The sequence below is a fragment of the Humibacter sp. genome (assembly GCF_035547335.1).
Lineage (GTDB): Bacteria > Actinomycetota > Actinomycetes > Actinomycetales > Microbacteriaceae > Humibacter.
In genome coordinates, this window is record NZ_DASZVF010000002.1 from 53,947 (window position 1) to 67,962 (window position 14,016).

Sequence of the window (14,016 nt, forward strand, 5' to 3'; positions counted from 1 at the left end):
TCGTGCGCCGTCCCGTGTGGACGTGGCGCGCTCGCCGAACGTGCGGGAGAACAGGCGTAACCGAGCGAGGTCGCTCCGCGCCGGCCATCAGTAGAAGAGCACCACCCGCACCAGTGCCGGCCGCCATCGAAGCGGAAACGGAGTGCGGTTGGGATTCCACCACCGAGGACCAGCTGCCTGCCTGATCCGCAGGGCGAGTTTCATGTGGTACGTGAACCTTGACGATCCTAGCAGAGAGGGTGGTTCCGGGCCCGGGAGCCCACGGCCGGCGCGGCCGTGGGCAGCACCACGGTCTGCGCCGACGATTAGTGCCCGGCCTCTTCAACGGCGTGTGGCGTCCGCGAGTGCGATCACGCGAGCCGCGGCATCCGCCAGCGCGTCCCCATACCCCCGGCCGTAGCCGGCGGCGTGCACGGCGAGCGGGTGCAGCTGATGCAGCGGGATGCGCTCCCGCCAGCCGGGGCGGAGCGGATGCGTCTGCTCGTACCCTTCGACGATCTCGTCGAGGTACGGGCATCCGAACAGCGCGAGCATCGCCAGATCCGTCTCGCGGTGTCCACCGTGCGCTGCCGGATCGATGAGCACGACGCCCGTCGGCGACCACAGCACGTTGCCGTTCCACAGGTCGCCGTGGATGCGCGAGGGCGGGTCGTCGTCATCGAACACGCCTGCCGCCACCTCCTCGCAGGCCTGTCGCACGATGGATGCCTGGCCCCGGCCGACCCCTCCCGACTCGATCGCGAGCTCGAGGTACGGCAGCACCCGCTCGCGGGCGTAGAACCCGCCCCACGTGCTCTCGTGCGCGGCACTGAGCGGCCGACGGCCGATGAAGAGGGGGCCGTTCCAGCCGTGAGGCGGCGCGCCGAATGCTGCCGCGCCTGCGTCGTGGGTCACCGCGAGCGCGGAGCCGAATTCGCGTGCGGCGCGCACCTGAGGCCGGCCCGTGTGGATCCGTTCCAGTTCGATGCTGCCCGGCTCGACGTGCACCACCCGCACCACGCGGGCGCCGCCGGCGTCGGCGAGCCACGCGAGTCCCGCCGCCTCCGCTTCGAAGAAGCGCGGGGGCGCATCCGCGTTCGATTTCACGATGGTGTCGGACATCGGTCCAACGCTACTCAGCCGGAAGCCGTCGGGGGAGAAGGGCATCGCGGCCCGACCGCGTCGGTCAGCGGTGCGTCAGCGAGGCCGTCGCACGTGCGGACGCGCGCTCCCTGCGTGCCCTGGGCGCCGTCAGCGCGAGCCCGACGAGCACGCCCACCATCGCGCCCAGCGTGTTCGAGATCACATCCCGGATGTCGGACACTCGTCCAGGGACCCAGATCTGAGCTGTCTCGATGCCGAGCGTCATGAGGAAGGGGATGCCCATCGCGAGCCACCATCTGCTGCGACCGAACAGGAGCAGGAAGAAGAGGCCGATCGGCACGAACATCGCGATGTTGGCGGTGAACTCGACCCCGTTGTACGTAATCCACTCGGTGGCGGGATGCTCCCAGAGCACTCGCAGCACCTGCATGACGATGCTGTTCTTGCTCGCCACCTGCGGCTGGGGGCCGAGCGTGATCCAGGCGACGGCAGCCAGGTAGATCAGCGTCAGAACACTGAGAAAGGGATGCCGCCGGAACATGGCCTCAGCTTGGCGGAGCCTGCTGGATGCCGGCTGCCGACAGGCTGGGCACCCGCCATGGGGCAGCCGACAGTCCACAATGAGACTCCGTCGCCTGGCGAGGCGCGTTCGGCGTCCAGCAGATGCTACGCTCGCGCTTCTTCCGAACCGGCCGTGTCGAGAAGCGCGGGAAGGGCGCCGAGGTCGACGTCCAGCCCGTACCGTGCGGCGGCGCCGGTGATGGTGGAGCGGGCGCTGACGTAGGCCCGCCGTGCGGCCAGCGCACGCAGTCCCTCGTTGTAGCGCTCGGTGGCGCGATCCGGCAGGAACCCGGCGTGGTACACCCGGTCTCCTGCGACGAGGTGCACGGCGATGCGGATGCGCAGGCCCAGCCAGCGGGTGGCATCCGGAACGAGCACGGCGACCGGCGAGGCGCCGGCCCTGACCCTGACGCTCTCCAGCGCCGCCTGGTGTCGCGCCGTGTCGGCGACCGGGGTGATCGGGGCATCCGTCGCGCTCAGCGGCACAAGCTCCAGGTCGTCGAGGCTGTTCAGGATGCCCGCGGAGTCCGGATTCCGCCTGCCCCGCAGGCCCTGCCGCACCAGAAGCACGAGCAGCACGACGGCGACGACCGCCGTGAGCACGAAGAGCACGGTGTAGAGGACCGGAAGGCGTCGCGGCGGAATCGATCCGGTCGCGATGAGCAGGAGGATGAGAAGCACGTAGGGGCCCGGCTCCCAGCGCCAGAGCGGCTTGCGCAGCGTGCGGGTCATGCCTGAAACGTTAGCGGCAGCGGGCGGAGCGCCGGCTCGGAGCCGGAGTCGCGGAACGCGACCGCTCCGAGCCGGAGTCGCGGAACGCGACCGCTCCGAGCCGCACACGCGGAACGCGACCGCTCCGAGCCGGAGCCGCGGAACGCGACCGCTGACCGGGATGCCTCGGCCAGCGTCGATACCCTCACGCTCGCGGCGGCTCGCGTCTCTCCGCTCCGGCGCGACGCAGCACCGCGCGAGCCTGGGCGATCAGCGGCTCGTCGATCATGCGACCCTCATGACGAAAGGCTCCTTGGGATCCGTCTGCGGCAGCGAGCACGGCACGGGCGCTTGCCACCTCGTCGTCCGTCGGGCGGTACGCCGCCCTCACGACGCCGACCTGCATCGGGTGGAGGCAGGCGGTCGCGGCGAACCCCGACGCGACGGCATCCCGTGCTTCGGCGGCCAGGCCGCCGAGATCGTCGAGATCGATGTGCACCGCATCGATGGCGTCGACCTCCGCAGCACCGGCGGCCAGGAGCACGACGGAGCGCGCGTGTCGCGCCACCTCGCGGTAGGTGCCGTCCGGCATCCTGCTGGATGCCCCGCCCAGCGACACGACGAGGTCTTCGGCGCCCCACATGAGAGCGCCGACGGCGGGGTGTCGCGCGAGCTCCGGTGCGGCCAGCACCCCACGGGCCGTCTCGCACAAGGCGATCACGCGCACACCATCGAGGGCGTCGGCGAGCACGTCCAGCTGCTCGGAGGACTCCGCCTTGGCCAGCATCACGGTGCGGAACGGGGTCGCCGCGACGGCGGCGAGGTCGTCGGCGATGTCGGCGGATCCCACCGCGTTCACGCGCACGACGGTGCGCGCGACGTCGCTCGGCGCGGAGCCGTGCGATGCGGAGCGCTCGTGCGCGACGCCGTCACGGGCGGAGCGCTCGTGCGCGACGCCGTCACGGGCGGAGAGCTCCCGCATGACGACACCCGAGGCCGCGCGATCGGGCGCCCAGTCCCCCGACACCTGGTCCGTTTCGCCGAGCGAACGGCCGAAGGCGACGATCGCCTCTCGCGCGCGGTGCCGGTCCGCGCTTGCGACGCCGTCTTCCAGGTCGAGGATGACGGCATCCGCGCGCTCCAGAGCCTTGCCGAAGCGCTCCGGCCGGTCGGCGGGACAGAACAGCAGGGCGGGCCCCAGGCCGAGACGCCCGCTCACGCCTCGTCCTTCGACACGCCGGCGGCCGGCACGTGCTCGTCCGACCGCGCTCGCTCGTGAGCATCCGAGAACCACATCAGCGCCGCTCGTCGTGCGGTCGCCACGATGTCGCCGTTCTGGTTGCGGCCCGTGTGATCGAACGTCACGATGCCCTGCCCGGGCCTCGACGCCGACGGCCGCTTCGCCACGACCAGCGACTCGCTGTAGAGCGTGTCGCCGTGGAAGAGCGGGTGCGGAAACTGCACGCTCTCGAAGCCCAGGTTCGCCACGATCGTGCCCTGGGTGAGCTGGCCGACGGAGGCGCCGACGATGGTGGCGAGCGTGAACATCGAGTTCACGAGGCGCTCGCCGAACGGCTGGGTGGCCGCCCACGCCGCGTCCAGATGCAGCGACTGCGTGTTCATGGTGAGCGTGGTGAACAGCACGTTGTCCGCTTCGGTCACGGTGCGACCCGGTCGGTGGAGGTAGCGCGTGCCGACCTCCAGCTCGTCGTAGTACAGGCCCCGCTGCACGACGGTGCGCTCGGGCATCCGCTCATCGTCGGCGTTCATGGCGCCTCCGTTCTCTCGGTAGTGCGAGTATCGGTCGGGGGTTTCGACAGGCTCAACCCGCGGCAGGACGTTCACGGCGCGGTTTCGACAGGCTCAACCCGCGGGAAGACGTTCACGGCGGGGTTTCGACAGGCTCAACCCGCGGGACGCCGGGCTACTGGTCGAAGCCCAGCGAGCGGGCGATGATCATGAGCTGTACTTCGGTCGTGCCCTCTCCGACCTCGAGGATCTTCGCGTCGCGATAGTGCCGCGCGACCGCATTCTCGTTGAGGTAGCCGTAGCCGCCCATGATCTGCGATGCGTCGTGGGCGTTGGCGACGGCGGCCTCCGACCCCACGAGCTTCGCGATCGACGCCTCGGTCTTGAACGGCACGCCCGCCGCCATCTTGAACGCGGCGTCGTAGTAGGCCAGGCGCGCCGTCTGCGTGCGAGCCTGCATGCGAGCCAGCATGAACGCGATGTGCTGGTTCTGTCCGATCGGGTGGTTGAACACCACGCGGGATGCCGCGTACTCGAGCGCCTGTTCGAGGCATCCCTGCGCCGCTCCCGTGCACAGCGCGGCGAAGGCGACCCTGCCCTCGTCGAGCACCGTGAGGAAGTTCGCGTAACCGCGCCCGCGCTCGCCGAGCATGTTCTCTTTCGGTACACGCACGTCGCGGAACACGAGCGGATGCGTGTCGGACGTGTGCCAGCCGACCTTGTCGTAGCTCGGCAGCACGGAGAAGCCCGGCGTGCCGCTCGGAACGATGAAGGTGGTCAGCTCGGGCGCCACGGAGCCGTCCCGCCTGCGCCGCTCCCCCGTCACCGCCGTCACCGTCACGACCGAGGTGATGGGCGTTCCCGAGTTGGTGATGAACTGCTTGGTTCCGTTGATGACCCACTCGTCGCCGTCCTCGTGCGCTGTCGTGCGCGTCGCGCCGGCGTCGGATCCGGCATCCGCCTCGGTGAGGCCGAATCCGGCCAGCGCGCGGCCGGCCACGAGGTCGGGCAGCCAGCGCGACCTCTGCTCCTGCGTGCCGTAGCGGAAGATCGGCATGACGCCGAGCCCGATCCCCGCCTCGAGCGTCACGGCGATGGACTGGTCGACCCTGGCCAGTTCCTCGACGGCAAGGCAGAGCGAGAGGTAGTCGCGGTCGCCTCCGCCGTACTCCGTGGGGAACGGCAGACCGAACAGACCCAGCTGACCCATCTGCGCGATGACGTTCATCGGCAGCGTGCGCTGGGTGTCGTAGTGGTACGCCTGCGGCGCCACCACATGGTCGGCGAAGTCGCGCACGGTGCGTCTCAGCTCGCGGTGCTCGTCGGTGAGGCGCGGGTCGTCGCCCACCGGATTCCTGGCGGTGAGCGGCATCGCGGTCTCGATCATGATGGTCCTTCCTTCGTGGGGATGGTGCGGCCGTCAGCGGCCGCGACGCCGCCCGGGGTGGGCGCGGCATGGGGAGAGTCCTGGATGGTGGGTGCCGAGTCGCCGGCTGCGGACGGTTCGATGACGGCGAGCTCCTGGTCGGCCGCCACTCGGTCGCCGACTCGGGCGGACAGCCGGACGACGCCGGCGACCGGGGCGGTGAGGCGGTGCTCCATCTTCATGGCCTCGATGACGAGGATGCTCGCGCCGGCCTCCACCGCATCGCCTTCCGCGACGTCGACGGTCACGACCGTGCCCGGCATGGGCGAACGCAGCACGGGCTCGGCCTCGCCGGATGCGCGCCCCGCCGCTCCGCGAGCGGAAGCGGACCGCGCGCTCGGCAGCATCGTGAGCGCCCAGTTCCGGCCCTGATCGGAGAGCAGCAGCCGGTCACCGTCGCGCACGAGATGCACCGTGATCGCGCTGCCGTCGAGTTGCGCGAGCATGCGGTCGTCGATGCGGTCGAGCACGGCTGCCGCGAAGGGCGTGCCGCCACCCACCGCCACGTTCGCGGCGCTCGGTGCGCCGTCGACGTCGACCTCGACGATGCCGTCACCGGCGGCGAAGACATATCTGGCAGGCACCCGCGCCCCGATCCGCCAGCCCGTCGGTCGCGACCACGGCGCATCCGAGCCGGCTCGCCAGGCATCGTCGTGAAGAGCGAGCGCGGCGAGAGTCACCACATGCTCAGGCACACCGTGCTGGGCGTGGGCAGGGTCACGTTCCGCGGTGTCGAGCATTCGCCCGATGAGGCCGGTGTCGAGCCTGCCGGCGCGCACGTCGGCGTCGTCGACGAGTTCCTGGAGGAACGACACGTTGGTCGTGACCCCGAGCACGACGGTGTCGTGCAGTGCGCCGGAGAGCCGGTCGAAGGCCTCCGCGCGATCGGCTCCTGCCGCGATGATCTTCGCGAGCATGGGATCGTAGGAGGCCGTCACCTCCAGGTGCGGAATCAGAGCGCTGTCGACACGGATGCCGGGACCCGTCGGTTCGTGCAGCGCGAGCACGTGTCCCGTCGCGGGAAGGAACCCGCGTTCCGGATCCTCCGCGTACACCCGGGCCTCCACGGCGTGGCCGTTCATCCGCACGTCGTGCTGCGTCAAGGGCAGCGGAAGCCCGGCCGCGATGCGCACCTGCTGCTCGACGAGGTCGACGCCGGTGACCAGCTCGGTGACAGGATGCTCCACCTGCAGCCGCGTGTTCATCTCCATGAACGAGAACGACGACGGGTCGGCGTCGGAGATCAGGAATTCGACGGTGCCTGCTCCTGTGTAGCCGACGGAGCGGGCCACCCGGCACGCGGCATCCCCGAGCCGCTCCCGCAGCGCGTCATCGACCACAGGTGACGGGCACTCCTCGACGACCTTCTGGTGTCGGCGCTGCAGCGAGCACTCGCGCTCTCCCAGGTGCACGACGGACCCGTGCGCGTCGGCCAGCACCTGCACCTCGATGTGCCGGGGAGTGTCGATCAGGCGCTCGAGGAACAGCGCGTCGTCTCCGAAGGCGGCCTTGGCCACGCGACGCGCTGTCGCCAGGGCGTTCGGCAGCTCGGATGCCTCCCGCACGGCGACCATGCCCATGCCTCCGCCACCTGCCGAGGGCTTCACGAGCACCGGGAACCCGATGCGCTCGGCGGCAGCGGCGAGCGCCTCGTCGTCCAGCGTCCGATCGTCCACCCCTGGTGTGACCGGCACGCCGTGCTCCGCGACGAGGAGCTTCGCGCGCACCTTGTCGCCCATCGCCTCGATGGCCTCGGCCGGCGGGCCGATGAAGACGATGCCCGCCCGGGTGCACGCTCTGGCGAAGTCGGCGTTCTCCGACAGGAACCCGTACCCGGGATGCACGGCCTCCGCTCCGCTTCGCCGGGCGGCGTCGAGCACGGCCTCGATGTCGAGGTAGCTGTGCGCCGCCTCTGCCGGTCCGATCCGGTACGCGGCATCCGCTTCGCGCACGTGGCGAGCGCCGGCGTCGGCGTCGCTGTACACGGCGACCGGGCGGATGCCCATGGCGCGGAGCGTGCGGATGATGCGGCACGCGATCTCACCGCGATTGGCGACGAGGACAGTGCCGAAGGGAGCGGCGTGCGGCAGTGGGTCGGTCATGGCGGTCACATCCGGAAGATGCCGAACCGGGGCTCACCGGCCTCGGGCAGCGGGGATCGGGAGACGACGTCGAGTGCGAGTCCGAGCACGGTCCTGGTGTCGGCCGGGTCGATGACGCCGTCGTCCCAGAGCCGTGCGGTCGAGTAGTACGGGCTGCCCTGCTCCTCGTAGCGGCGGCGGATCGGCTCCGTGAACGCCTGCTCCTCGTCGGCGCTCCATGTCTCTCCGCGCTTCTCGAGCGCGTCGCGACGCACGGTCGAGAGCACGGAAGCAGCCTGCCTGCCTCCCATGACGGAGACCCTCGCGCCCGGCCACATCCAGAGGAACCGTGGCGAGTAGGCGCGCCCGCACATCGAGTAGTTGCCGGCCCCGAACGATCCCCCGATCACCACGGTGAGCTTGGGAACCCTCGTGGTGGCGACGGCGGTGACCATCTTGGCGCCGTGCTTGGCGATGCCGCCTGCCTCGGCATCCCTGCCCACCATGAAGCCGGAGATGTTCTGCAGGAACACCAGCGGAATGCCACGGGCGTCGCACAGTTCGATGAAGTGAGCGCCCTTGACGGCGGACTCGCTGAAGAGCACGCCGTTGTTGGCCACGATGCCCACCGGATGCCCGTGCAGGCGCGCGAACCCCGTGACGAGGGTGGCGCCGTACTCCGGCTTGAACTCGGCGAACGTGCCGCCGTCGACCAGGGCGTCGATCACCTCGTGCACGTCGTATGCGGCCTGCAGATCGACAGGCACGATGTCGAGCACGGATGCCGTCGGCTTCGCGGGAGGGCGCCCGGCGACGACGTCCCACGCCGGCTCGAGCGGACGCGGGAGCGTCGCGACGATCTCCCGCACGATGCGGAGGGCGTCCTCGTCGTCCTCGGCGAGGTGGTCGGTCACGCCGGAGATCCTGGAGTGCACGTCTCCCCCGCCAAGCTCCTCAGCGGAGACCTCCTCGCCGATCGCGGCTTTCACGAGCGGCGGCCCGCCGAGGAAGATCGTCCCCTGGCCGCGCACGATGACGTTCTCGTCGCTCATGGCGGGCACGTACGCACCGCCCGCTGTGCAGGAGCCGAGCACGGCGGCGATCTGGGGCACGCCGGCCGCCGACATCCTCGCCTGGTTGTAGAAGATGCGGCCGAAGTGGTCGCGATCGGGAAAGACCTCGTCCTGCATCGGCAGGTAGGCGCCGCCCGAGTCGACCAGGTAGATGCACGGCAGCCTGTTCTCGAGCGCGATCTCCTGAGCCCGGAGGTGCTTCTTCACCGTCATCGGGAAGTAGGTGCCGCCCTTGACCGTCGCGTCGTTGCAGACGATCATCACGTGCCTGCCGTTCACGAGCCCGATGCCCGCGATGACACCCGCCGCCGGGCATTCGTCGTCGTACATGCCGGTCGCTGCCAGCGGAGCCACCTCGAGAAACGGGCTGCCGGTGTCGAGCAGGCGCTCGACACGATCACGTGGCAGCAGCTTGCCCCTTGCCGTGTGCCGCTCTCTCGCCTGGTCGGACCCTCCCCACGCCGCCCGGGCGAGGCGAGCGCGCAACTCCGCGACGAGCTCGCGCTGGGTGCCCTGCCCGGCGGCCGCCGACGCCGGATCGCCATCGCTCGCCGTCGCGACGGCCGAGGTTCCCGTCATCGACATCGTCCGCCGCCTCCTCGCGATTCGGTTAGTCCGCTCTAACCGAATAAACGTTAGCGATCATTAACCGAAGTGTCTAGAGTCGAAGCATGACCAGCGAGACGGGCACGCATGCCGGGCGCACGTCGAACACCGCGGGAAACGGCGGCGAAACGGCCGGCACGCCACGCAGCCGGGCCAAGGCGGATCGCCGCGAGGCGCTGCTCACGGCGGCTGCCAGGCTCTTCGCGGAGCGCGGGTTCGCCGGTGTCTCGATGGAAGACCTGGGCGCTGCGGCAGGCGTGAGCGGACCGGCCGTCTACCGCCACTTCCAGAGCAAGCAGGCCGTGCTCGCCGCGCTGCTGATCGGCGTCAGCGAAGGGCTGCTGTCCGGCGGGCGCCGCTGCGTCGAGGATGCCATCGACGCACACGACGCGCTCGTCGCGCTCATTGCGTTCCACGTCGCCTTCGCGCTGTCGGAACCCGACGTCATCCGCGCTCAGGATCGTGATCTCGAGAGCCTTTCGCCTGCCGACGCAGCGAGGGTGCGAACGCTGCAGCGCACGTACGTGGAGCTCTGGGTGGATGTGCTCGAGAAGCTGCACGACGACGAGGACCGCAGGTCGCTGCGCGTGCGGGCGCACGCCGTCTTCGGGCTCATCAACTCCACGCCGCACTCCAGCCGCACGCAGACCGCGAGCCGTCCGCCGCTCTCGGTGGTCGGCACGCTGCTGCGGGAGATGGCGATGGCCTGCCTCCTGCCCCGGACCTGACGAAGGACAGGGCATCCGGCGACCGCTTGGCCCCGCCTGGCGCTCCCTGCGCGCGGGAGGATCACCGCCCCTGAACGAGCGCAGCTGGTGTTCAGATGTGCGCTCCGACATGCTCCGCCCGTTCAGGGACTGTGGCTTGTGAGACCCGTGCTCCGAGTTGTGGTGCTTGGCTCTCCTGCTTGCGGCTCTCTTGCTTGGGCTCTCTTGCTTGCGGTTCTGCTGCTAGTGGCTCTGTCGCATGCGACCCGCTTGCGGCTCTCCGCCCTGACGCCTGCTCAGGCAAGAGCGAGCGTGGTCGCCGGATCCGCCAGGATCCTTCCGAGATCCCGGAGCAGACGTGACCCCTGCTCGCCGTCGATCACGCGGTGATCGAACGTGAGGCTCAGCGTCATGACCTGCCGCAACCGCACCCTGCCCTTGTGCTCCCATGGCCTCAGGCCGACGGCTCCGAGCGCCAGGATCGCCGTCTCCCCGGGGTTCAGCAGCGGGGTTCCGGCATCCACGCCGAAGATGCCGACGTTCGTGATGGTGACCGTACCGCCCAGGAACTCCGCGGGAGCCGACCTGCCGTCGCGGGCGCGCTGCACCAGCCCGGCGATGGCGTCGGCGAGCTCCGGCATGCGTAGTGCCGCAGCGTTCGGGATGTTCGGCACGACGAGCCCGCGACGGCTCGCCACAGCGATCCCCAGGTTGACGCCGGCAGGTGCGACGATCTCACCTGTCGCGTCGTCCCAGTGCGCGTTCGCTTCCGGGGTGGCGGCGAGCGCGAGGCACAACGCCTTGGCGGAGAGCGTGAGCACCGTGACCCGCTTGCCCCGGAAGTCCGGCGACTGCGCGAGCCGGTCGAGCAGCCGGATGCTGCGCGTCACGTCGACGGTGAGGAACTCCGTCACCTGCGGCACTGCTGCACTGCGCACCATCGCCTCTGCTGTGCGCCGTCGCACCCCGGTCACGGGCGATCTCGTCTCGTGACCCGCGTCGGCGGCCGTCTCGTCGCGGGCCGCAGCCGGCCGCTCCTCCCCCTGTGCCTCGGAGGCAGGGCGTCCGATGCCGTCCGGCCGCTGCCAGCTCACGGGCTCGGCCAGGCGTCCCGAGCGTGCTCTGCGCTTCGGACGGCGGGCAGACTGGGCGCGCGGGCCACGTCCGACGAGCACCGCGTGACGCTCCTCGTCCGCGGGTCTCTCGACCGCCTGTTCCTCGACGGCCGGTTCGTCGACGGCCGGGGCGTCGACATCCCCGGTCGACCCATCGGCGCGGACCGCTGACGAGCCGTCCACGACCTCCACGACCTCCGCTACCTCGGCGGCCGACGCCTGCGCCGTGGCGGCGGCTCCGGTCACCTTCGGGCGCCCGCCCTCGTTCTTCACCACGGGCCTGGCCGCGGACGACCGCGCGCCCACAGCGACCGGCTCGGCGAGGCGCGACTCGGCGGACGACGGCTCGCGGGCATCCTCGTCGGCCGGCTCGTCACCCTCGGTTGCGCTCTCGGCCTCGCTCTCCACCTCGACCGACATCAACGGTGCGCCGACCTCGAGCGTCTCGCCCGGCTCGGCGTGCAGCTCGCGCACGACTCCCGCGAAGGGCGACGGCACCTCGACGAGCGCCTTGGCGGTCTCGACCTCCGCGATGATCTGGTTCAGCTCGACCTCGTCGCCGACGGCGACGCGCCACGCCACCACCTCGGACTCGGTCAAGCCCTCACCCAGGTCGGGCAGCGCGAATTCCTTGACGGTCATACCCGCACCCCCATCACACGGTCGACCGCGTCGAGCATGCGGTCGAGGTCGGGCAGATAGTGCTCCTCGAGCTCGGAAGGCGGGTACGGGATGTCGTGGCCCGTCACCCGCAGCGGCGGCGCCAGGAGGGTGTCGAAGCAGCGCTCCGTGACCATGGCCGCGATCTCGGCTCCCATCCCGCCGAACCGCGCGGCCTCGTGCGCGACCACAAGGCGGCCGGTCTTGTGAACGGACGCGACGATGGCCTCTTCGTCCAGTGGCGCCAGCGATCTGAGGTCGATCACCTCCACCGAGACGCCCTCGTCCTCTGCGGCGAGCGCTGCGTCCTTCGCGGTCTGCACCAGCGGGCCGTACGTGGCCAGCGTGACATCGGAGCCGGAGGCCACCACCCGCGCGCGGTCCAGCGACGGCGCGTCTGCGACGTCGGGAAGCACGTCGCCCTTGGACCAGTAGCGTCGCTTAGGCTCGAAGAAGACGACGGGGTCGTCGCATTCGATGGCCTGGCGGATCATCGTGTAGGCGTCCTGGGGGTTCGAGCACGCGACGACCCGAAGACCCGGCGTGTGCGCGAAGTACGCCTCCGGCGATTCGGAGTGGTGCTCGACCGAGCCGATGCCGCCGCCGAACGGCACCCGGATGGTGATCGGCATGCTGACGGCCCCCATCGTGCGGTACCGCATCTTCGCCACCTGCGCGACGACCTGGTCGAAGCCGGGGAAGACGAAGCCGTCGAACTGCAGTTCGCAGACGGGGCGGAAGCCGCGGTAGGCCAGTCCGACCGCCGTGCCGATGATCGCGGCCTCTGCGAGGGGCGTGTCGATCACCCGGTCGGCGCCGAACCGCTCCTGGAGGCCGTCGGTCACGCGGAAAACCCCGCCGAGCTTGCCGATGTCCTCCCCGAGCAGCAGCACCTTGTCGTCTGCTGCGAGCGCATCGGCCAGACCCGTCGTGATCGACTTCGCGAGCGTGAGCTCGGTCATCGGGCGACCCCCTCGCTCCGGGCGTCGCCGGTGGTCGTCTCCGCGCCGTCGAACGACGCGAGGTACGCGGCGTAGGCATCCCGTTCGCGGCGGAGCGAGTCGGGAGTCTTCGCGTACACGTCGTCGAAGATGGCGAGCGGGTCGCGGGGACGCAGCGACAGGCATCCTTCGCGCAGCTCCTTCGCGATCCGGCCGGATGCCGCCTTCACGGCCGCCTCACGCTCCTGCGTCAGCACGCCGGCGTCGACCAGCCGGAGCCGTGTGCGCTCCAGCGGATCCAGCTCGCGCCACGTCTCCAGCTCTGCGGCCTCGCGATACTTGGTCGGGTCGTCAGAGGTGGTATGCGGGCCGAGACGGTACGTGACCGCCTCGATGAACATCGGGCCGCCGCCCGTTCTCGCGTGGTCGACGGCCATGCGGGTCGCCGCGAGCACCGCCAGCACGTCGTTGCCGTCGACACGGATGCTCGGGATGCCGAAGCCCGGTGCGCGGTCGGCGAGCGGCTTCTGCGCCTGCAGCCCCACCGGCTCGGAGATGGCGTAGTGGTTGTTCTGGCAGAAGAACACGACGGGAGCGCGATAGGCCGCGGCGAACACCATCGCCTCGTTCGTGTCGCCCTCGCTCGTTGCACCGTCGCCGAAGTACGCGACGGAGACGGCATCCGCGCCATCGTGTGTGATGCCCATGGCATAGCCGACGGCGTGCAGCGTCTGGGCTCCGATGATGACGGCCGGCGTGGCCATGCCCACGTCGTACGGGTTCCAGCCCGAGAACTGCGAGCCTCGCCACACGCGCAGCATGTCGGTCATCGTGACGCCGCGCACATAGGCGACGGCATGCTCGCGGTAGCTGGAGAAGACGAAATCGTCGGAACGCAACGCGCGAGCCGAGCCGATCTGGGCGGCCTCCTGCCCGATGAGCGGGGGCCAGAGCACGAGCTGGCCCTGACGCTGGAGAGCCACCGCCTCGGTGTCGATGCGGCGCGCGACCACCATGTCCTCGTACAGACCGAGGAGCTGCTCCTCGAACACATCGGCGACCCACGGGTCGAGGTCGGGGTCGTGCAGCCGCTGTCCGTCCGGAGCGATCAGCCGGGCCAGTTGGCCTTGACGGAGGGACGTGTCTGTACCAGGTCGGATGGTGAGCATCGTTGTACGCAGCCTTCATCGATCGTGACCGGCCGAAGCTTGTGGCTGGCCGGTCCGCTCGGCACCGTTGCCGAACGTCGCTTCCAGAGTACGACGACGGGCCCGGTCGGAGCCACCTCTGCCCCCTGTGCCGC

12 protein-coding genes are annotated in these 14,016 nt (G+C 70.4%); 1 reads left to right on the forward strand and 11 read right to left on the reverse strand.

Features of this window, described 5'->3' with window-relative positions:
• Positions 1-321: 321 nt before the first annotated feature.
• The 8 genes from VHB92_RS00280 to VHB92_RS00315 all read right to left on the reverse strand — a co-directional run bounded on the left by VHB92_RS00280 (position 322) and on the right by VHB92_RS00315 (position 9,263).
• Positions 322-1,101 (reverse strand): fructosamine kinase family protein, encoded by a 780-nt coding sequence (locus VHB92_RS00280; RefSeq protein ID WP_325450221.1) that lies wholly within the window; start codon positions 1,099-1,101, stop codon positions 322-324.
• A 64-nt stretch (positions 1,102-1,165) separates the two neighbouring features.
• A complete protein-coding gene (locus tag VHB92_RS00285) occupies positions 1,166-1,624 on the reverse strand; it encodes a VanZ family protein (protein ID WP_325450223.1) in 459 nt (152 codons plus the stop codon).
• A 125-nt stretch (positions 1,625-1,749) separates the two neighbouring features.
• Positions 1,750-2,376 carry a hypothetical protein gene (locus VHB92_RS00290; protein WP_325450225.1) on the reverse strand — a complete coding sequence of 209 codons (627 nt, stop codon included), beginning with the start codon at positions 2,374-2,376 and terminating at the stop codon, positions 1,750-1,752.
• 184 nt (positions 2,377-2,560) lie between these two features.
• Positions 2,561-3,574 (reverse strand): CoA ester lyase, encoded by a 1,014-nt coding sequence (locus VHB92_RS00295; protein ID WP_325450227.1) that lies wholly within the window; start codon positions 3,572-3,574, stop codon positions 2,561-2,563.
• Positions 3,571-4,125, reverse strand: a complete 555-nt coding sequence (locus VHB92_RS00300) for a MaoC family dehydratase (protein WP_325450229.1) — start codon at positions 4,123-4,125, stop codon at positions 3,571-3,573. The genes VHB92_RS00295 and VHB92_RS00300 overlap by 4 nt, the downstream gene beginning before the upstream one ends.
• 154 nt (positions 4,126-4,279) lie before the next feature.
• Complete coding sequence (locus VHB92_RS00305) at positions 4,280-5,491, reverse strand: acyl-CoA dehydrogenase family protein (RefSeq protein WP_325450231.1); 1,212 nt, start codon at positions 5,489-5,491, stop codon at positions 4,280-4,282.
• Positions 5,488-7,632, reverse strand: coding sequence for an acetyl/propionyl/methylcrotonyl-CoA carboxylase subunit alpha (locus VHB92_RS00310; protein WP_325450233.1), 2,145 nt, complete (start codon positions 7,630-7,632; stop codon positions 5,488-5,490). Before VHB92_RS00310 ends, VHB92_RS00305 begins: the two co-directional genes overlap by 4 nt.
• 5 nt (positions 7,633-7,637) lie before the next feature.
• Positions 7,638-9,263 (reverse strand): carboxyl transferase domain-containing protein, encoded by a 1,626-nt coding sequence (locus VHB92_RS00315; protein ID WP_325450235.1) that lies wholly within the window; start codon positions 9,261-9,263, stop codon positions 7,638-7,640.
• A 92-nt stretch (positions 9,264-9,355) separates the two neighbouring features.
• Here VHB92_RS00315 and VHB92_RS00320 point away from each other — a divergent pair, with 92 nt between their 5' ends.
• On the forward strand, positions 9,356-10,018 hold the full coding sequence (locus tag VHB92_RS00320) for a TetR/AcrR family transcriptional regulator (protein ID WP_325450237.1): 663 nt from the start codon (positions 9,356-9,358) through the stop codon (positions 10,016-10,018).
• Between the two features lie 275 nt (positions 10,019-10,293).
• Here the strand turns inward: VHB92_RS00320 and VHB92_RS00325 are convergent, their stop codons facing one another.
• From VHB92_RS00325 to pdhA, 3 genes are read right to left on the reverse strand one after another with little or no spacing between them, the layout of a single operon-like run.
• Complete coding sequence (locus VHB92_RS00325) at positions 10,294-11,754, reverse strand: dihydrolipoamide acetyltransferase family protein (RefSeq protein ID WP_325450239.1); 1,461 nt, start codon at positions 11,752-11,754, stop codon at positions 10,294-10,296.
• Positions 11,751-12,734: an alpha-ketoacid dehydrogenase subunit beta gene (locus tag VHB92_RS00330; protein ID WP_325450241.1), complete on the reverse strand. Its 984-nt coding sequence runs from the start codon at positions 12,732-12,734 to the stop codon at positions 11,751-11,753. Before VHB92_RS00330 ends, VHB92_RS00325 begins: the two co-directional genes overlap by 4 nt.
• The gene (pdhA, locus tag VHB92_RS00335) at positions 12,731-13,882 is read right to left on the reverse strand and encodes a pyruvate dehydrogenase (acetyl-transferring) E1 component subunit alpha (RefSeq protein ID WP_325450243.1); all 1,152 of its coding nucleotides are present in this window, start codon (positions 13,880-13,882) and stop codon (positions 12,731-12,733) included. The genes VHB92_RS00330 and pdhA overlap by 4 nt, the downstream gene beginning before the upstream one ends.
• Positions 13,883-14,016 lie beyond the last annotated feature (134 nt).

Excerpts from the sequence above, each read along its gene's own strand:
- VHB92_RS00280 (WP_325450221.1), bottom strand. The coding sequence starts at position 1,101 with ATGTCCGACACCATCGTGAAATCGAACGCGGATGCGCCCCCGCGCTTC.
- VHB92_RS00285 (WP_325450223.1), bottom strand. The coding sequence starts at position 1,624 with ATGTTCCGGCGGCATCCCTTTCTCAGTGTTCTGACGCTGATCTACCTG.
- VHB92_RS00290 (WP_325450225.1), bottom strand. The coding sequence starts at position 2,376 with ATGACCCGCACGCTGCGCAAGCCGCTCTGGCGCTGGGAGCCGGGCCCC.
- VHB92_RS00300 (WP_325450229.1), bottom strand. The coding sequence starts at position 4,125 with ATGAACGCCGACGATGAGCGGATGCCCGAGCGCACCGTCGTGCAGCGG.
- VHB92_RS00305 (WP_325450231.1), bottom strand. The coding sequence starts at position 5,491 with ATGATCGAGACCGCGATGCCGCTCACCGCCAGGAATCCGGTGGGCGAC.
- VHB92_RS00310 (WP_325450233.1), bottom strand. The coding sequence starts at position 7,632 with ATGACCGACCCACTGCCGCACGCCGCTCCCTTCGGCACTGTCCTCGTC.
- VHB92_RS00315 (WP_325450235.1), bottom strand. The coding sequence starts at position 9,263 with ATGACGGGAACCTCGGCCGTCGCGACGGCGAGCGATGGCGATCCGGCG.
- VHB92_RS00320 (WP_325450237.1), top strand. The coding sequence starts at position 9,356 with ATGACCAGCGAGACGGGCACGCATGCCGGGCGCACGTCGAACACCGCG.
- VHB92_RS00325 (WP_325450239.1), bottom strand. The coding sequence starts at position 11,754 with ATGACCGTCAAGGAATTCGCGCTGCCCGACCTGGGTGAGGGCTTGACC.
- VHB92_RS00330 (WP_325450241.1), bottom strand. The coding sequence starts at position 12,734 with ATGACCGAGCTCACGCTCGCGAAGTCGATCACGACGGGTCTGGCCGAT.
- pdhA (WP_325450243.1), bottom strand. The coding sequence starts at position 13,882 with ATGCTCACCATCCGACCTGGTACAGACACGTCCCTCCGTCAAGGCCAA.